Annotated in this window: 19 protein-coding genes; 18 read left to right on the top strand and 1 reads right to left on the bottom strand. The window is 64.6% G+C overall.

Going from position 1 to position 16,190, the window contains the following annotated elements; all coding sequences use genetic code 11:
* The first annotated feature begins 93 nt into the window (after positions 1–93).
* The 5 genes from VDP82_RS04605 to VDP82_RS04585 all read left to right on the top strand — a co-directional run bounded on the left by VDP82_RS04605 (position 94) and on the right by VDP82_RS04585 (position 4,261).
* Positions 94–1,014 (top strand): MYG1 family protein, encoded by a 921-nt coding sequence (locus tag VDP82_RS04605; RefSeq protein WP_323013668.1) that lies wholly within the window; start codon positions 94–96, stop codon positions 1,012–1,014.
* Positions 1,015–1,142: 128 nt separating this feature from the next.
* Complete coding sequence (gene rpe, locus VDP82_RS04600) at positions 1,143–1,823, top strand: ribulose-phosphate 3-epimerase (RefSeq protein ID WP_323013667.1); 681 nt, start codon at positions 1,143–1,145, stop codon at positions 1,821–1,823.
* 30 nt (positions 1,824–1,853) lie between these two features.
* Entirely contained in the window at positions 1,854–3,185 is a 1,332-nt protein-coding gene (gene purB, locus VDP82_RS04595) for an adenylosuccinate lyase (RefSeq protein WP_323013666.1), read from the top strand.
* A complete protein-coding gene (locus VDP82_RS04590) occupies positions 3,182–3,730 on the top strand; it encodes an RBBP9/YdeN family alpha/beta hydrolase (RefSeq protein ID WP_323013665.1) in 549 nt (182 codons plus the stop codon). Before purB ends, VDP82_RS04590 begins: the two co-directional genes overlap by 4 nt.
* A 228-nt stretch (positions 3,731–3,958) precedes the next feature.
* Positions 3,959–4,261: a DUF1344 domain-containing protein gene (locus VDP82_RS04585; RefSeq protein WP_323013664.1), complete on the top strand. Its 303-nt coding sequence runs from the start codon at positions 3,959–3,961 to the stop codon at positions 4,259–4,261.
* A 74-nt stretch (positions 4,262–4,335) separates the two neighbouring features.
* Here VDP82_RS04585 and VDP82_RS04580 read toward each other — a convergent pair whose 3' ends face one another.
* The gene (locus VDP82_RS04580; protein WP_323013663.1) at positions 4,336–4,659 is read right to left on the bottom strand and encodes a DUF1476 domain-containing protein; all 324 of its coding nucleotides are present in this window, start codon (positions 4,657–4,659) and stop codon (positions 4,336–4,338) included.
* Between the two features lie 219 nt (positions 4,660–4,878).
* On the opposite strand from VDP82_RS04580, the gene purC reads away from it, so the two are divergent.
* The 13 genes from purC to VDP82_RS04515 all read left to right on the top strand — a co-directional run bounded on the left by purC (position 4,879) and on the right by VDP82_RS04515 (position 16,137).
* On the top strand, positions 4,879–5,643 hold the full coding sequence (purC, locus tag VDP82_RS04575; RefSeq protein ID WP_323013662.1) for a phosphoribosylaminoimidazolesuccinocarboxamide synthase: 765 nt from the start codon (positions 4,879–4,881) through the stop codon (positions 5,641–5,643).
* Positions 5,644–5,662: 19 nt separating this feature from the next.
* Positions 5,663–5,905 carry a phosphoribosylformylglycinamidine synthase subunit PurS gene (gene purS, locus VDP82_RS04570; RefSeq protein WP_323013661.1) on the top strand — a complete coding sequence of 81 codons (243 nt, stop codon included), beginning with the start codon at positions 5,663–5,665 and terminating at the stop codon, positions 5,903–5,905.
* A gap of 287 nt (positions 5,906–6,192) precedes the next feature.
* A complete protein-coding gene (locus tag VDP82_RS04565; RefSeq protein WP_323013660.1) occupies positions 6,193–6,639 on the top strand; it encodes a GtrA family protein in 447 nt (148 codons plus the stop codon).
* Positions 6,639–8,117, top strand: a complete 1,479-nt coding sequence (locus tag VDP82_RS04560; protein WP_323013659.1) for an NAD(P)/FAD-dependent oxidoreductase — start codon at positions 6,639–6,641, stop codon at positions 8,115–8,117. Before VDP82_RS04565 ends, VDP82_RS04560 begins: the two co-directional genes overlap by 1 nt.
* Positions 8,095–9,441, top strand: coding sequence for a hypothetical protein (locus VDP82_RS04555; RefSeq protein WP_323013658.1), 1,347 nt, complete (start codon positions 8,095–8,097; stop codon positions 9,439–9,441). Before VDP82_RS04560 ends, VDP82_RS04555 begins: the two co-directional genes overlap by 23 nt.
* 113 nt (positions 9,442–9,554) lie before the next feature.
* Positions 9,555–10,619, top strand: coding sequence for an acyltransferase family protein (locus VDP82_RS04550; protein ID WP_323013657.1), 1,065 nt, complete (start codon positions 9,555–9,557; stop codon positions 10,617–10,619).
* 80 nt (positions 10,620–10,699) lie between these two features.
* Positions 10,700–11,368: a phosphoribosylformylglycinamidine synthase subunit PurQ gene (gene purQ / locus VDP82_RS04545; RefSeq protein ID WP_323013656.1), complete on the top strand. Its 669-nt coding sequence runs from the start codon at positions 10,700–10,702 to the stop codon at positions 11,366–11,368.
* Positions 11,368–12,027 carry a Pr6Pr family membrane protein gene (locus VDP82_RS04540; RefSeq protein WP_323013655.1) on the top strand — a complete coding sequence of 220 codons (660 nt, stop codon included), beginning with the start codon at positions 11,368–11,370 and terminating at the stop codon, positions 12,025–12,027. The genes purQ and VDP82_RS04540 overlap by 1 nt, the downstream gene beginning before the upstream one ends.
* Positions 12,024–14,246 carry a phosphoribosylformylglycinamidine synthase subunit PurL gene (gene purL / locus VDP82_RS04535; RefSeq protein WP_323013654.1) on the top strand — a complete coding sequence of 741 codons (2,223 nt, stop codon included), beginning with the start codon at positions 12,024–12,026 and terminating at the stop codon, positions 14,244–14,246. The genes VDP82_RS04540 and purL overlap by 4 nt, the downstream gene beginning before the upstream one ends.
* 79 nt (positions 14,247–14,325) lie before the next feature.
* Positions 14,326–14,886, top strand: coding sequence for a hypothetical protein (locus tag VDP82_RS04530; protein ID WP_323013653.1), 561 nt, complete (start codon positions 14,326–14,328; stop codon positions 14,884–14,886).
* A gap of 75 nt (positions 14,887–14,961) precedes the next feature.
* Positions 14,962–15,195: a BolA family transcriptional regulator gene (locus VDP82_RS04525; RefSeq protein ID WP_323013652.1), complete on the top strand. Its 234-nt coding sequence runs from the start codon at positions 14,962–14,964 to the stop codon at positions 15,193–15,195.
* A gap of 7 nt (positions 15,196–15,202) precedes the next feature.
* Complete coding sequence (locus tag VDP82_RS04520) at positions 15,203–15,514, top strand: DUF6665 family protein (RefSeq protein WP_323013651.1); 312 nt, start codon at positions 15,203–15,205, stop codon at positions 15,512–15,514.
* On the top strand, positions 15,511–16,137 hold the full coding sequence (locus tag VDP82_RS04515) for an HAD-IA family hydrolase (RefSeq protein WP_323013650.1): 627 nt from the start codon (positions 15,511–15,513) through the stop codon (positions 16,135–16,137). Before VDP82_RS04520 ends, VDP82_RS04515 begins: the two co-directional genes overlap by 4 nt.
* Positions 16,138–16,190: the final 53 nt, after the last annotated feature.

The following is a 16,190-nucleotide window of genomic DNA, read 5'->3' as shown; positions in this document are numbered from 1 at the left end:
AGGCGGGGATAAGTTGTTTTTCGGGGAGCGGGTTGAGGTGACGCGCGTCTGCGGCTATCTGATTTCACCGCCTAAATTCAGGGCAGTTCCGGCATGACTCCAGATTTCCTCGTCACCCATTCCGGGGGCTTCCATGCCGACGAATTGCTCTCCAGCGTGGTGCTGACACGGCTGTATCCGGGGGCAAGGATCATCCGCAGCCGGGCGCCGGAATGGATCGCGCCGGCGCCGGACCGCATCATCTACGATGTCGGCGGCGCCTATGACGCGGAAAAACGGATTTTCGACCACCACCAGCGCGGCGCGCCGCAGCGCGAGGATGGCCGGCCCTATAGCTCCTTCGGACTGGTCTGGAAGCATTATGGCCGCGATTATCTGGCCGCGCTCGGCCTGCCGGCGGCACATATCGAGGCCATCCATGCCGATTTCGACGCCGATTTCGTGCTGCCGGTGGATTTGATGGACAATGGCGCGCTGGAGCCCTCGGTGGCCGGCCCGCTGGCCGGACTGACGCTGCCGGTGCTGCTGGAGACGCTCAAGCCCGAATTCGACAATTCCGACCCCGAGGCGGGCGAGCAGGCCTTCATGGCCGCACTGGCTATCGCCCGCAGCTTCGTCGAGGCAGGCCTCGGCAAGAAGGCCGCCAAGCGGCGCGCCGAAGCCATCGTGCAAAAGGCCATAGGCGAGACCGGCGAAGGGCGCGTGCTGGAGCTGCCCATGGGCATGCCCTTCCGCGCCGCCATCGTGGCCGCGGGCGCCGATCACCTGCTTTTCGTGGTGCATCCGCGCGAAAAGGACTGGTGCATCACCGGCATCCGCCGCGCCGAGGACGGGTTCGAGCTGCGCGCCGACCTGCCGGCGAGCTGGGCCGGGCTCAGCAATGGCGCGCTTGAGGCGGCCAGCGGCATCCAGGGCGCCAGCTTCTGCCACAATGGCCGCTTCATCGCCGCCGCCGCCACGCGCGAGGCGGCGCTGGCCATGGCCGAGCTGGCAGTGGCGGAGGCGCTGGTTTAGGGGGTATCCGCCCCACCCCAACCGCGATGTCATCCCGGTCTTGAGCCACCGCATCCGGGCACGGATTGCTTGCCCCCCGAACCGGGCCGCCCTATAGCAGCCTCAGATCCCGCTCCACGAGGTGCCCCATGGCCAGCCGCCCCATCCGCATCGCCCCCTCGATCCTGTCGGCCGATTTCGCCCGGCTGGGCGCCGAGGTCGAAGCGCTCGACCAGGCCGGCGCGGATTATTTCCATATCGACATCATGGACGGGCATTTCGTGCCCAATATCAGCTTCGGCCCCATGGTGATGCAATCCATCCGCAAGCTGACGGCCAAGCCCTTCGACGTGCACCTGATGATTGCACCCGCCGATCCCTATATCGCCGCCTTCGCCAAGGCCGGCGCCGACAGCATCACGGTTCACGCCGAGGCCGGCCCGCATCTGCAACGCTCCTTGCAGACCATCCGCGCCGAAGGCAAGCGCACCGGCGTCGCCATCAACCCCGCGACTCCCCTCGCGGCTGTCGAGAATATTCTCGACGATATCGACCTGCTGCTGGTGATGAGCATCAATCCCGGCTTTGGCGGCCAGGCGTTCATCCCCCATGCGATGGACAAGATCCGGCAGGCCAGCCTGCTGATCGGCAACCGGCCGATCGAATTGGAGGTCGATGGCGGGGTGAGCGCCGAAAATGCGCGCGAGCTGGCCGATGCGGGCATCAATGTGTTCGTGGCCGGCACCGCCATTCTCGGCGGCAACGATGCGGCCACCTATGCCGGCCGCATCAAGGCCATCCGCGACGCGGCCATGCTGCGCACCGCTTGAATCGAATTTTGAAACTGCAAGGCTAACCCTATGATTCCGCGCTATTCCCGCCCCGAAATGGTCGCCAACTGGTCGGCCGAGACACGGTTCGCCATCTGGTTCGAGATCGAGGCCCACGCCACCACCAAGCTGGCCGAACTGGGCGTAGTGCCGGCGGAATCGGCGCAGAAAATCTGGGACGTGATGAATGCTCGCAAGGCCGAATTGGGCGATTATGGCTTCGACGTCGAGCGCATCGACGAAATCGAGCGCACCACCAAGCACGACGTCATCGCCTTTTTGACCCATCTTTCCGAAATCGTCGGACCCGATGCGCGCTTCGTGCACCAGGGCATGACCTCGTCGGACATTCTGGACACCACGCTCTCGGTGCAGCTCAGAAACGCCGCCGATATCCTGCTCGCCGATATCGACGCGCTGCTGGCCGCGCTCAAGAAGCGGGCGCTGGAGCACAAGCACACCATCACCATCGGGCGCAGCCACGGCATCCATGCCGAGCCGACCACTTTCGGGGTGAAGCTGGCCGAGGCCTATGCCGAATTCACCCGCAACCGGGCGCGGCTGGTGGCGGCGCGCGACGAAATCGCCACCTGCGCCATTTCGGGAGCCATCGGCACCTTCGCCAATATCGACCCGGCGGTGGAAGAATATGTGGCCGAAAAGCTCGGCCTTGCCATCGAGCCGGTCTCCACCCAGGTGATCCCGCGCGACCGCCACGCCATGTTCTTCGCCACGCTGGGCGTCATCGCCTCGTCCATCGAGCGGGTGGCGGTGGAGATCCGCCATTTGCAGCGCACCGAGGTGCTGGAAGCCGAGGAATATTTCTCGCCCGGCCAGAAAGGCTCCTCGGCCATGCCGCATAAGCGTAACCCCGTGCTTACCGAAAACCTCACCGGGCTGGCCCGCCTGGTGCGCGGCATGGTGACCCCGGCGCTGGAAAACGTGGCGCTCTGGCATGAGCGCGATATTTCCCACTCCTCGGTGGAGCGCATGATCGGCCCCGACGCCACAGTGACGCTGGATTTCGCCCTGGCCCGGCTCACCGGCGTCATCGACAGGCTGGTGGTCTATCCCGAGAACATGCGCAGGAATCTCGACCTGCTCGGGGGCCTGCACAATTCCCAGCGCGTGCTGCTGGCGCTGACCCAGGCCGGCTACAGCCGCGAGGATTCATACGCCGCCGTGCAGCGCAACGCCATGAAGGTGTGGGAGCATCGCGGCGAGCGCACCGGCCTGTTCGCCAAGAACCTCAAGGACGATCCGCAAGTAACCCTGAGCGACGCGCAAATCGACGCCATGTTCGACGACGCCTACCATCTCAAGCATGTCGACACGATCTTTTCGCGGGTCTTCGGCGCATGAGGATCGCCGAGGCGGACATCCTCATCCTGCCCGGACTGGGCAATTCGGGGCCCGGCCACTGGCAGGTGCGCTGGGCCGAAAAGATGCGCACGGCCGCTATTGTCGAGCAGGCCGACTGGGCCGATCCCGACCCGCAGGACTGGGCCGACACCATCGCCAAGGCAGTGGAACTGGCCGAGCGGCCAGTGGTGCTCATCGCCCATTCGCTGGCCTGCATCGCGCTCGCCCATGCCGCGCAAAATCTGCCCGAAGACAAGGTGCGCGGCGCGCTGCTGGTGGCGCCGCCCGACATAAAGCGCAAGGACGCGCCCGAGCCGGTGCGCGATTTCGGCCCGGTGCCGCGTGCGCCCCTGCCCTTCCCCTCGCTGCTCGTCGCGTCCAGCACCGACCCCTATTGCGCGCTGGAAGAGGCGGCGGACCTGGCCGGCGCATGGGGTTCGGATTTCCATCAGGCGGGCGACGCCGGCCACATCAATATCGCCTCCGGCCACGGCCCCTGGCCGGAAGGCCTGCTGATGTTCACAAGGCTGATGCAACGGCTGTGACGGCCGGGGCCAGAATTCGCCGCGATTCCGCCTAACTCGCTGAAATCATGACCGTTTCGCCGCAATTGCTGTGAAATTAACTTGATTTGAAGCCCGGCTTTCCCGGGCCTAGACCAGTCGCCGTCGGTTTGGAGCCGCCGGCGGGAAACCTCCCTGCGACGCGACGGCCCCCGAAAACCGGCCTTGCGGACCCGATGAAAACGGTCCGCCGTCTCTCGGAGACCTATCATGCGCAAATATATCGTTCCTGCCCTTGTCGCCCTCACAATCGCGCTGCCGGGGGCGGCTTTCGCAGCCTCCACCACCGCGACGCCCGCGCCGGCCGCTGCCACCACACCAGCCGACCAGATGATCTCGGGCACGGTGAAGTCGTTCGATCTCAAGGCCCGCACCCTGGTGCTGGCGGACGGCAAGAGCTACGAATTGCCGGTCAACTTCAAGGACCCCGGCCTCAAGATCGGCGAGAAGGTAACGGTGCACTGGAAGCAGAGCGGCACCATGAACGAGGTGACCAGCCTCACCATCAGCTGACGATTCCGTTCCGCCGAACGAAAAGGGCGCCGGATGACACCGGCGCCCTTTTCGATTCGCAAAGAAAACCGCGCTCAGCCTTCGTCGGCGATCTGCTGGTTGGCCACGGCGACCAGCGTCGCCATCTTTTCACGAATCACGTCGTCGGCCACGGCGACGCCCTTGGCCTTGAGATCGGCGGAAACCTTGCGGAACACGTCCCCGTCGCCGGCTTCCTCGAAATCGGCGGCCACCACCTCCGCGGCATAGGCATTGGCGGCATCGCCCGAAAGGCTCATCAGCTCGGCGGCCCAGATGCCCAGCAGCTTGTTGCGGCGGGCTTCCGCCTTGAATTTCTTCTCGGCGTCGAAAGCGAACTTGGCTTCCTGCCCCTTCTGCCGGTCCTCAAAATGGCTCATGCAACTCTCCCGCTGGCATGTGTCGTTCCGCCTCTCCGGCGTCTCTTTCCCGACATAAGAGGTTCGCCGGGGCAAATCAACGGGCCGCCCTACGCTGCGACCATATGGGCTTTGCGCCGCCCGCTTTGCCCCGCCATGCGAAAGGGCTTGCATCTTCTCCCCGTTCTGGCGCATGAAGCGGCCAAAATCTCCCCTCCTTTTCAACGGTTGGATTTGCCAATGAACCGTCGTCGCAAAATCTACGAGGGCAAGGCCAAGATCCTGTTCGAGGGTCCCGAGCCCGGCACGCTGGTGCAGTATTTCAAGGACGATGCCACCGCCGGCAATGGCGCCAAGCATGAAGTCATCGAAGGCAAGGGCGTGCTGAACAACCGGATTTCCGAATTCGTGTTCTCTAAGCTCAACGGCCTGGGCATCCCCACCCATTTCGTGCGGCGCATCAACATGCGCGAGCAGCTGATCAAGGAAGTCGAGATCATCCCCCTCGAAGTGGTGGTGCGCAATTATGCCGCCGGCTCGCTGGTCAAGCGCCTCGGGCTGGAGCAGGGCACGCAGCTTCCCCGCTCGATCATCGAATTCTACTACAAGGACGATGCGCTCAACGACCCCATGGTCAGCGAAGAGCACGTGACGGCCTTCGGCTGGGCCACCCCGGCCGAACTCGACGACATCATGAGCCTGGCCATCCGCGTCAATGATTTCCTCACCGGCCTGTTCATGGGCGTGGGCATCCAGCTTATCGACTTCAAGATCGAATGCGGCCGGCTCTATGAAGGCGACCACATGCGCATCGTGCTGGCCGACGAGATCAGCCCCGACAATTGCCGGCTCTGGGACGTCAAGACCCGCAACAAGCTGGACAAGGACCGCTTCCGCGAGGATCTGGGCGGGCTGGTCGAAAGCTACCGCGAAGTCGCCCAGCGCCTGGGCATTCTGGTTGAAACCGACAATGCGCTGACCACCGGTCCGCGCCTCGTCCAATAGATTGGTTCAGGGCATATCGATGAAAGCGCGTGTCACCGTCACCCTCAAGGCCGGCGTACTCGACCCCCAGGGGCAGGCGATCGAAGGTTCGCTGAAGAGCCTGGGCTTTGCCGGCGTCAGCGGCGTCCGGCAAGGCAAGGTGTTCGACCTGATCCTGGACGGAACCGACGAGGCCGCCGCGCGTTCAGCGTTGACCGGCATGTGCGAGAAGCTGCTGGCCAATACGGTTATCGAAAACTACGCCATCGAAATCTCCAATTAACGCCTTTCGGCGATACTTTGCGTCGCGCCCCGGTTTGGCGCAGGACCACATTGTCATGTTCAAAACACTCTCCCTCTCGGTCATGTTCATCGCCACGCTCGGCCTGCTTTTTGCGGCCTATGCTTCGGTGCCCGTCTGAAAACCGGGCTGCGGAAAAGAGAAACTCCTCTTCCCGCAAGTCATTGAAATGACCTTTTGTTAAGCCGTCGCGCGCTAGGTTCGGGAAACACTTCCGTTTTCCGATCAGTAACCCGGCGGCTCTCTTGGTTTCTTTCGCGCGATACCTTTTGACTGCCGGCGCCGCGACCTGCGCGGATGTCGCCGTGGTGCAGGGCCTGCTTTCGCTCGACCTCGCCCACTGGCCGGCTTTCTTCCCTCTCATCGTCCTGTGTGGCGGGCTGGCCGGGCTCCTGGTCAATTTCACCCTGTCGCGGCGCTTCGTCTTTGCCAGCGACAATCGCAGCGCCCCCCGGCAATTGCTGACCTTCTCGCTGGTGGCGCTCACCACCATCGGGCTGCGCCTCGTCGTGGCCTATGCGCTGATGGCGCTGTTCACCCTGCCCCTTTTCGGCCCCATCGGCCTGCTGCCGGTCGCCGCCCCGTTCGAGCGCGTCGCGCATCTGGGGGCGGTGGGGCTGGTGACCATCTATTCCTTCCTCGCCCACAAGCACGTGACTTTTGCGGGCGGCCTTCTCCAGCGGCTTCCGGGCCGCGCTGCTTCAATGGTGCACTGATGCATGTCGAAACCCTGATTATCGGCGCGGGCCCGGCCGGGCTGACCACCGCCTATGAATTGACCAAGGCCGGCCGCAGCGTCGCCATCATCGAGCGCGACCCGGTCTATGTGGGCGGCATTTCGCGCACGGTGAACTATAAGGGCTATCGCTTCGATATCGGCGGGCACCGCTTCTTTTCCAAAAGCGCCGAGGTGGAAGCCTGGTGGACCGAGATCATGGGCGACGAGATGGTGCAGCGCCCGCGCTCCAGCCGCATCTTCTACAATGGCAAATTGTTCGACTATCCGCTGCGCGCCGGAGACGCCCTCTCCAAGCTCGGCCCCATCGAGGCGGCGCGCTGCGTGCTCTCCTATGGCTGGGCCAAACTGCGGCCCTACCCCGAGGTGAAGAGCTTCGAGCAATGGGTGGTCAATAATTTTGGCCGGCGGCTGTTTGAAATCTTCTTCAAGACCTACACCGAAAAGGTCTGGGGCATGGATTGCGCCGATATCTCGGCCGATTGGGCGGCCCAGCGCATCAAGGGGCTCAATCTCTACCAGGCCATCATCCAGAGCTTCGGGCTCGGCAAGCCGGCGGGCGAGCGCGGCGAGGTCATCAAGACGCTCATCAATTCCTTCCGCTATCCCCGCCTCGGCCCCGGCCAGATTTGGGAGCGGGCCCGCGACAGGATCGTGGCGCAGGGCGGCAAGGTGATGATGGGCTCGACCATCACCGCCCTCTCCCAGCATGACGGCATCTGGGTCGCCATCGTCACCGATGCCAATGGCAGGCAGACCAAGGTGACGGCTGATCACCTGGTCTCCACCGCCGCCATCAACGAGCTGGTGCGCATGCTGGGCGCCGACAGCGACCCGGCCATCGCCCGGGCGACGTCCGGCCTGCGCTACCGCGACTTCCTCATCATCGGGCTCATCGCGCGGGGCCGCGACAGTTTCGATGACAACTGGGTCTATATCCACGATCCCAAGGTCAAGGTGGGCCGCATCCAGAATTTCAAATCCTGGTCGCCCGACATGGTGCCGGACCCGGACACCGCCTGCTACGGCATGGAATATTTCTGCAATGACGGCGACGAAACCTGGTCCATGGCCGATGCCGACCTGATCGCCCGCGCCAAGGCCGAAATCGGCCAGCTCGGCCTTGCCCGGCCCGAAGACATCGTCGACGGCTCCGTGGTGCGCCAGCCCAAGGCCTATCCGGTCTATGACGACACCTACAAGTTCAACGTCGACACCATTACCGAAGGGCTGGGCGCGCGCTTCGCCAACCTGCACCTGGCCGGCCGCAACGGCATGCACAAATATAACAACCAGGACCACGCGATGATGACCGGCATGCTGACCGCCAGGAACATCGTCGCCGACGGCCGCAAGTTCGATGTTTGGACGGTCAACGAGGATGCCGAATATCACGAAGGCGGCCATGCCGGCGCCGAGCGCATAGAAGAGCGCCTTGTCCCTCGCCGCATCGCCTGAGGCCGCCCGGGCGGGCCCGGCGCCCGCGCTGATCGTGGTCCTGGCCTATATGGCCTTGCAGATCGCGCTTTTTGCCGGGCATAGCCCATGGCGCGACGAAGGACAGGCCTGGCTGCTGGTGGACCATCTGAACGGGCCGGGCGATTTCCTCGTCATTCCCGGCGAAGGCCATCCCCCGCTCTGGTACTGGCTGCTTTCCGCGCTGCGCGCCGTGATGGGATTCGACCAGGCGCGATATGTCACCCTGCTGGTGGCGCTGGTGAACGCTGTGCTGTTGCTGCGCCTCTTCCGAGACGATCTGCTGCTGCTGACGCTGCTGCTGTTCGGCATCGTCGTCACCCAGTATTGGGGCTTCAACTTCCGCCCCTATGGCCTTGTTTTGACTCTGGTTCTTGGCGCGCTGCTGCTGGAGCGCGAGGGAAAGTCGCTTGCCGGGACCTGGCTCTTGGCGCTCGCCTGCGGATTGCATTTCTTTTCCGGCTTCCTCTTTGCCTTCTGGCTGCTGGCGCAATTGCGGCGCGGCATGGACTGGCGGCTTGTGGTAGCGCCGTCCCTGCTCGCCGCCCTTTTCGGCCTCAGCGCCATCCTCTCCGCTGCCGGCAACCCGGCCGGAACCCCGTCAACCGAGAATTTCGCCGCCGAAATCGGCTATGCGCTGGCCTGGCCCCTGACCTGGCCGCCTTTGCGCACCTGGCCCCTGGCCATTGCCAGCCTGGCGCTCATCACCATTGGCCTCTGGCGCGAAAAGCTGCTGCTGGTCTTTCTGCTGGTGCTGACGCTGGCCTTCTCGCTGGGCACCAGCGTGCTTTACGGCCAATCGGCCTGGCACTCCGCCTTCATGATGGTGATGACCCTCATGGCCTTCGTTCTGGCCGGCGAAAAGGCGCGGCGCTGGGCGCTTCTGGTGCTGCTGGTGCCGCAGGCCCTGGTCGGCATCGCCATAACCAGCAATCGGCTACAAGAGCCGGCCTGGGGCAAGCCCGACATCTATGCCGCCATCCTGGCCGATGCCGGGCCGGACTTCGAACCGGCGCACCAGCTGATCGCCTGGCAGGATTTCATGCTCACCGCCACCGCCGCCTCCAAGGGCATTTCCTATATCAGCGGCAATAATGGCGCGGTGCTCGGCCCGATCGACTGGCGCCATCGCCGGGAAGGCCAGATCGCCCCTATCGTTTTCAGCCACCCCGCGCCCTATTGGCTGGTCTGCGGCGAATGCGACCCGGTGCTGGACGCGCTGGCCCAGGCGGGACGCCCGGCCACGCTGCTGGTCGAGACCGAAAATTTCGACGATGGCCCGATTGCCGCCTATCGTGTCGAGTGAACGCAGCTTGCCGAAATCCGGCGGTTAAGCATTTCCCTTAAGCCTTCCGGCAGGTCGTGGACCCATTGGCCTGTCGGAAGGGCTATGATGGGCCATTGGCGGGAGTGCGGCACATGGCGGACAGCAAGCGTCTCGACTGGGTGGACATGGCCAAGGGGATTTCCATCCTCCTGGTGGTGATGATGTATGCGGCCTCCAGCGTCGGCGAGGATACCGGCGGGATCGGCCTGCTGCACTGGGCCATCGCCTTCGCCACCGCCTTCCGCATGCCGGAATTCTTCCTGATTTCCGGCCTGTTCCTGTCGCGGGTGATCGACCGCCCCTGGCGGGCCTATGCCGACCGGCGCGTGGTGCATTATGTCTATTTCTACGCGCTCTGGGCGGTGATCCACATCACCTTCAAGGTGGGCCTGCTGGCCATGGACCCGGCCGGGGCGGCCGGGCAACTGGCCTGGGCGGTGGTTCAGCCCTATGGCGTCTTGTGGTTCATCTACATGCTGGCGGTGGTCAGCGCGGCGGCAAAACTGCTGCACCAGTTGCGCCTGCCCGTCTGGTTCGGCTTGGCGGCGGGCGCGGCCCTTCAGATCGCCCCGGTGCATACCGGCAGCTATCAGGTCGACCAGTTCGCCGAATATTTCGTCTATTTCTATGCCGGCTATGGACTGGCGCCCCTGTTCTTTCGCCTTGCCGGATGGGCGATGAACCATGCCGGGCTCGCCCTGGCCGGCCTCGCCAACTGGGCGATTCTCAATGCCGCGCTGGTGTTCTCGCCCGGTTTCGTCATGAACCCGATCCATCCGGTGATGGGCTATGCCGGCCTGCCGGGGCTGCATCTGCTGCTGGCGCTGATCGGAACGGCGTCGCTCTGCTGCCTTGCGGCGCTGCTGACGCGGCTGTCCGCCATGGATTGGCTGCGCTGGCTGGGAGCCCATTCGCTGGTGGTCTACGTCGCCTTCGTGCTGCCCATGGGCATCGCCCGCACCGTGCTGATCCGGCTGGGCGTGGTCGAGCCGACCGTGCTGAGCCTGGCCATCTTCCTCGTCGCCGTCGTCTCGCCGCTGGTGCTGTTCTGGCTGGTCGAGCGCACCGGCCGCGGCAAATTCCTCTTCGAGCGGCCGGCATGGGCGCATCTGGGCGAGGCGCCGGCGGGCAAGGCGAGGATCGCGCCGGCCGAGTGAGCCGGCACAGCCCCCTTGCCTTTTGCCGCGAGAGGCAGCACAAGGGCCTCGCTTATTCCTGACATTGCGAGGACCAGCCGATGAAAGCCGCCGTCATCGTCTTCCCCGGACTCAACCGCGACCGCGACATGATCGCGGCGCTGACCAAGATTTCCGGTTCCGCACCGCAGACGGTGTGGCACCAGGACGCCGACCTGCCCGATACCGACCTGATCGTCATTCCGGGGGGCTTCTCCTATGGCGATTATCTGCGCTGCGGCGCCATCGCCGCCCGTTCGCCCATCATGGACAAGGTGCGCGAGCGCGCCGCCCGGGGTGTCCGCGTGCTCGGCGTCTGCAACGGTTTTCAGATTCTCATCGAGGCCGGCTTGCTGCCCGGCGCGCTGATGCGCAACCAGAGCCTCAAATTCGTCTGCCGCGAGGTCAAGCTCGAAGTGGTCAATGCCGAGACCGATTTCACCCGGCATTACACCCGAGGCCAGATCCTGCGCTGCCCCGTGGCCCATCACGACGGCAATTATTTCGCCGACGCCGAAACGCTGGCCCGGCTCGAAGGCGAGGGGCGCGTGGCCTTCCGCTATGCCGAGGGCACCAATCCCAACGGCTCGATCAACGACATCGCCGGCATCTTCAACGAGAGCAAGACCGTGCTCGGGCTGATGCCCCACCCGGAAAACCTCATCGAAGCGGCCCATGGCGGCACTGACGGACGCGGGCTTTTCAGCAGCCTGCTGGGCCGCGCCGCCTGATGAACTGGCGCGCCCCGGTCGATCCCCGCCTGTTGCTGACCTGGCTCGGCCTGCTTTTCGGCATCGCCGCGCTGGTGCTGCAATTCGTGCTGTCCATGCAGGCGATGCTGGGCAGCGGCCGGGACGTGATGGGGGCGCTGGGACATTTCTTCGCCTACTACACCATTCTCACCAATATCGTGCTGGTGCTGATCTATCTGGCCGAAATCCTGCCCGGCGCGCCGCTGGCCCCGTTCCGCCACCCCGTGCTGCGCGGCATGATGGCCGCCAATATCGCGCTGGTGGCGCTTTACGTGTTTTTCGTGCTGCGCTTCCTGGCCACCCTGGAGGGATTGCCGCTCCTGGCCGACAATATGCTGCATTACCTCTGCCCGGCGCTTTATCTGCTCTGGTGGCTGGTGGCGCAGCCCCATGGCCGGCTGCGCTGGCCACATCTGCCGCTGATGCTGGTGCCCACCCTGGTCTATTTCGTCTATGTCATGGCGCGCGGGGCCTGGGTGCAGGAATATCCCTATCCCATCCTCAACGTGCTGCGCCTCGGCTATGGGCAGGTTCTGCTCAATGCCGGCTATATGACGCTGGTGCTCGCCGCCCTGTGCGTCGCCGCCATCCTGCTCGACGGGTTCCTGTCCCGTCCTTCCCGGACCGTTATCCAATGACCCTTCGCAACGACATCGCCATCACCCCCGAATTGGTCGCCAGCCACGGCCTCAAGCCGGACGAATATCAGAAAATCCTCGACCTGATCGGTCGGGAGCCGACCTATACCGAACTGGGCATCTTCTCGGCCATGTGGAACGAGCATTGCTCCTACAAGAGCTCGAAGAAATGGCTGCGCACCCTGCCCACCAGCGGGCCGCGCGTCATCCAGGGGCCTGGGGAGAATGCGGGCGTCGTCGATATCGGCGACGGGCAGGCGATCATCTTCAAGATGGAATCGCACAATCACCCCAGCTTCATCGAGCCCTATCAGGGCGCGGCGACCGGCGTGGGCGGCATTTTGCGCGACGTCTTCACCATGGGCGCCCGGCCCGTGGCGGCCATGAACGCGCTGCGCTTCGGCGCGCCGGACCATGAAAAGACCCGCCATCTGGTGAGCGGCGTCGTCGCCGGCGTCGGCGGCTATGGCAATGCTTTCGGCGTGCCCACCGTGGGCGGCGAAGTGGAGTTCGACGCCCGCTATAACGGCAACAATCTGGTCAACGCCTTCGCGGCGGGCCTGGCCGATACCGACAAGATTTTCTATTCCAAGGCCGAGGGCGTCGGCCTGCCGGTGGTTTATCTGGGCGCCAAGACCGGGCGCGACGGGGTGGGCGGGGCCACCATGGCCTCGGCCGAATTCGGCGACGACATCGAGGAAAAGCGCCCCACCGTGCAGGTCGGCGACCCCTTCACCGAAAAGCGGCTGCTCGAAGCGTGCCTGGAATTGATGGCCACCGGCGCGGTGATCGCCATTCAGGACATGGGCGCGGCCGGCCTCACCTGCTCGGCGGTGGAAATGGGCGCCAAGGGCGATCTGGGCATCGAGCTGGACCTGGACAAGGTGCCGGTGCGCGAAGAGCGCATGACCGCCTATGAAATGATGCTGAGCGAAAGCCAGGAGCGCATGCTGATGGTGCTGCATCCCGACAAGGAAGCGGCGGCGCGCCAGGTGTTCGAGAAGTGGGAGCTCGATTTCGCCACCGTGGGCAAGACCACCGACGATCTGCGGTTCCGCGTGCTCTGGCAGGGTGAGGAGGTCGCCAATCTGCCGATCAAGGACCTCGGGGACGAGGCCCCGGAATATGACCGCCCCTGGATCGAGCCGGTATCCCCTGCCCCGCTCGCCGTCAGCGACGTGCCGCAGATGGACGTGGCCGACGCCCTGCTCAGATTGGTGGGCGGCCATCAGGTGGCCTCGCGCCGCTGGGTCTATGAGCAATATGATACGCTCATCCAGGGCAATTCGCTGCAATTGCCCGGTGGCGATGCCGGCGTCATCCGCGTCGAGGGTCACCAGACCAAGGCGCTGGCCTTTTCCTCGGACGTGACGCCGCGCTATTGCGAAGCCGATCCCTATGAGGGCGGCAAGCAGGCCGTGGCCGAATGCTGGCGCAATCTGACCGCCACCGGCGCCGAGCCGCTGGCGGCCACCGACAACCTCAATTTCGGCAATCCCGAGCGTCCCGAGATCATGGGGCAACTGGTCTTTGCCATCAAGGGCATCGGGGAAGCCTGCAAGGCGCTGGATTTCCCCATCGTCTCGGGCAATGTCTCGCTCTACAACGAAACCAATGGCCGGGGCATATTGCCCACGCCCACCATTGGCGGCGTTGGCCTCCTGCCCGATTGGAGCCGCATGGCCCGCATCGGCTTTGCCGGCGAGGGCGAGGCCATTCTGCTGGTGGGCGCACCGGAAAACTGGGGCGGCCATCTGGGCCAGTCCATCTATATGCGCGATTTGCATGAGCGCCGCGACGGCCCGCCGCCGCCGGTCGATCTGGCCCATGAGCGCAAGACCGGCGATTTCGTGCGCGGCCTCATCCGCGCCGGCACCGCTACCGCCGTCCACGATCTTTCCGATGGCGGGCTGGGCGTTGCACTGGCGGAAATGGCCATCAGCGGCGGCATCGGCGCGACAGTGGACCAGCCGCAAAACCACGATCCCATCGCCACCTTCTTTGGCGAGGACCAGGGCCGCTACCTGGTGACCATCCGCGCGGCCGAGCTGGAAAAGACGCTGGCGGAGGCGAGCAGGCTGGGCGTTGCCGCCCCCCATATCGGGCAAACCGGCGGCCAGAGCCTGCAACTGGGCGCGGCGCGGGCCGTGCCGGTGGCGGCGCTCGCAAGCGCCTTTGAAAGCTGGTTCCCCAACTTTATGCGGGACACGGCTGCCTGATCGGCCATCCTGCCTTATGATCGCCGCTCTTTGGAGTGCTTTGGCACACCAAAGGGCGGCCTTGTTTTTGGAGACTATGATGAAATTGGGATCGGCAGCCGGTTCTCTTCTGGCCCTCGGCATGGCCTTGCTGCCGGCGACGGCCATGGCGCAATCGCTGGTGCTCAGCGGGTCCCCCCTGCCCGACCAGCCCTACACGCTGATCTATCCCGACGTGATGGTGGAAAGCGGCGAGGCGGGCGGCCCGGTGACCATCAACCATCCCGGCGCGCCGCTGCAATGCATGCTGAGCGTGGTGCCGGTGGACGATACCGGCTGGACCGCCGAGGCGGCGCTGGCCAATCTCGACGAAGCCGCCGTGGTGCGCAGCTGGAGCGCCACCTTCCCCGGCTTCGTGCTGGGCAACCGCGCCATCACCGCCTATCAGAGCGGCCCGGCACTGTTTTACGAAGGGGCAAGCACCGCCTCGGAAGGCAGCGCCGCGATCAGCCTCGTGCATACCGAAACGGTGAGCGGGGAAAACGGCTACACGCTCGATTGCTACTACGCCACCGAATTTGCCGAGCAGGCTCGGCCACTGGTGGATTTCATCATCGCCAACTTCTCCACCGAGCAGGACGCCCAGCCCATCGCCCCCTGATATTGAAGGCGGGGCACCCCCATGCCATATCTCACTATGGTCGAACCGAATCGACAGGCAGCAGGGAGTTGAGCCATGCCGATGGATGCGAGCGAAATCGAACGCCGGATCAAGGCGGCCATTCCCGATGCCCAAATCGCCATCCGCGATCTGGCTGGTGATGGCGATCACTACGCCGCCACCGTGATCTCCGAGCAGTTCCGCGGCAAGTCGCGGGTGCAGCAGCACCAGATCGTCTATGCCGCCTTGCAGGGCGAAATGGGCGGGGCTCTGCATGCGCTAGCCTTGCAGACCAGCGCCCCGGAATAGCGGCCCCATGACGCTGCGCGATTCGCTCGACCTCATCGCCATGGTGCGGCCCGAGGCGGGCACCGCAGCGCTGGATCATGAGATCGCCGCCGAACGCGCCTCCTCGCTGGGCGCGGCTGAACAGCGTGTCATAAAGGCGCTAACCGCCCTTGCCAGCGGCAACGAGGCGGCGCTGGCCGACGCGCGCGATGCCGTCTGGGCCTATTTCGTGCAGCGCGAACTGATCGGCTTCCGCCGCCATACCGATGTGATTCAGGAACTGAATATTCCCGCCCAAGTGCTTGCCGGGCTTGGCGCAATGCGAAGGCAGCAACCATGACGCGTGCGGTTTTCTTCGACGTCGACGGCGTCCTGGTGCATGGCATGCATGCGCGGCCGGAATTGAGCCGCCGATGGGACGCCTCCCTGCTCGCCGACATGGGCGTCGATCCGGAGCGGTTTACCAAGGAGTTCATTTTCGACGTCTTCGTCAAGAAGGTCAGCGTGGGCCAGATGTCGGTCATCGAGGCTCTGGAGCGCTATCTGCCCTCGCTGGGCTATAAAGGCTCCCCGATGGCCTTCCATCACTATTGGCTGACCCATGACAGCGTGCTCAACCAGAGCTTGCTCGATCAGATAAGAGCCCTGCGGGAGCGGGCCGATATCCGGCTGTTTATCGCCACCAATCAGGAGCATCTGCGCGCCACCTGGCTTTGGAGCCATCTCGGCCTCAGCGCGCTTTTCGAGGACATTTTCTATTCCGCCCGCGTCGGAGTTCGAAAACCCGAAAAAGGCTTTTTCGATTTCATCGAGCACCGTATCGGGCCACAGGACGAACCGCCGCTTTTCTTCGACGACACGCCCAAGGTCATCGAAGGCGCCCGCGCCCATGGGTGGGAAGCGGTGCTGTTCGAGAAAAACGACGACTTTTTGCGGCACGACTGGGTGCGCGAGCGGCTATAGCCACCTCGACAGCGCCCCAATCCTGACCTATCTAAAGGCCCGGACAGCCGGCC

The organism is Devosia sp. (genome assembly GCF_034675085.1).
Lineage (GTDB): Bacteria > Pseudomonadota > Alphaproteobacteria > Rhizobiales > Devosiaceae > Devosia.
The sequence above is the reverse complement of the archived record's forward strand: the minus strand, read 5'-3'. Positions and strand labels throughout refer to the sequence as shown.

What these genes read in the sequence shown, in the direction of transcription:
- VDP82_RS04605 (WP_323013668.1), top strand. Translation starts at nt 94, where the DNA reads ATGACTCCAGATTTCCTCGTCACCCATTCCGGGGGCTTCCATGCCGAC.
- rpe (WP_323013667.1), top strand. Translation starts at nt 1,143, where the DNA reads ATGGCCAGCCGCCCCATCCGCATCGCCCCCTCGATCCTGTCGGCCGAT.
- purB (WP_323013666.1), top strand. Translation starts at nt 1,854, where the DNA reads ATGATTCCGCGCTATTCCCGCCCCGAAATGGTCGCCAACTGGTCGGCC.
- VDP82_RS04590 (WP_323013665.1), top strand. Translation starts at nt 3,182, where the DNA reads ATGAGGATCGCCGAGGCGGACATCCTCATCCTGCCCGGACTGGGCAAT.
- VDP82_RS04585 (WP_323013664.1), top strand. Translation starts at nt 3,959, where the DNA reads ATGCGCAAATATATCGTTCCTGCCCTTGTCGCCCTCACAATCGCGCTG.
- VDP82_RS04580 (WP_323013663.1), bottom strand. Translation starts at nt 4,659, where the DNA reads ATGAGCCATTTTGAGGACCGGCAGAAGGGGCAGGAAGCCAAGTTCGCT.
- purC (WP_323013662.1), top strand. Translation starts at nt 4,879, where the DNA reads ATGAACCGTCGTCGCAAAATCTACGAGGGCAAGGCCAAGATCCTGTTC.
- purS (WP_323013661.1), top strand. Translation starts at nt 5,663, where the DNA reads ATGAAAGCGCGTGTCACCGTCACCCTCAAGGCCGGCGTACTCGACCCC.
- VDP82_RS04560 (WP_323013659.1), top strand. Translation starts at nt 6,639, where the DNA reads ATGCATGTCGAAACCCTGATTATCGGCGCGGGCCCGGCCGGGCTGACC.
- VDP82_RS04550 (WP_323013657.1), top strand. Translation starts at nt 9,555, where the DNA reads ATGGCGGACAGCAAGCGTCTCGACTGGGTGGACATGGCCAAGGGGATT.
- purQ (WP_323013656.1), top strand. Translation starts at nt 10,700, where the DNA reads ATGAAAGCCGCCGTCATCGTCTTCCCCGGACTCAACCGCGACCGCGAC.
- VDP82_RS04540 (WP_323013655.1), top strand. Translation starts at nt 11,368, where the DNA reads ATGAACTGGCGCGCCCCGGTCGATCCCCGCCTGTTGCTGACCTGGCTC.
- purL (WP_323013654.1), top strand. Translation starts at nt 12,024, where the DNA reads ATGACCCTTCGCAACGACATCGCCATCACCCCCGAATTGGTCGCCAGC.
- VDP82_RS04530 (WP_323013653.1), top strand. Translation starts at nt 14,326, where the DNA reads ATGAAATTGGGATCGGCAGCCGGTTCTCTTCTGGCCCTCGGCATGGCC.
- VDP82_RS04525 (WP_323013652.1), top strand. Translation starts at nt 14,962, where the DNA reads ATGCCGATGGATGCGAGCGAAATCGAACGCCGGATCAAGGCGGCCATT.
- VDP82_RS04520 (WP_323013651.1), top strand. Translation starts at nt 15,203, where the DNA reads ATGACGCTGCGCGATTCGCTCGACCTCATCGCCATGGTGCGGCCCGAG.
- VDP82_RS04515 (WP_323013650.1), top strand. Translation starts at nt 15,511, where the DNA reads ATGACGCGTGCGGTTTTCTTCGACGTCGACGGCGTCCTGGTGCATGGC.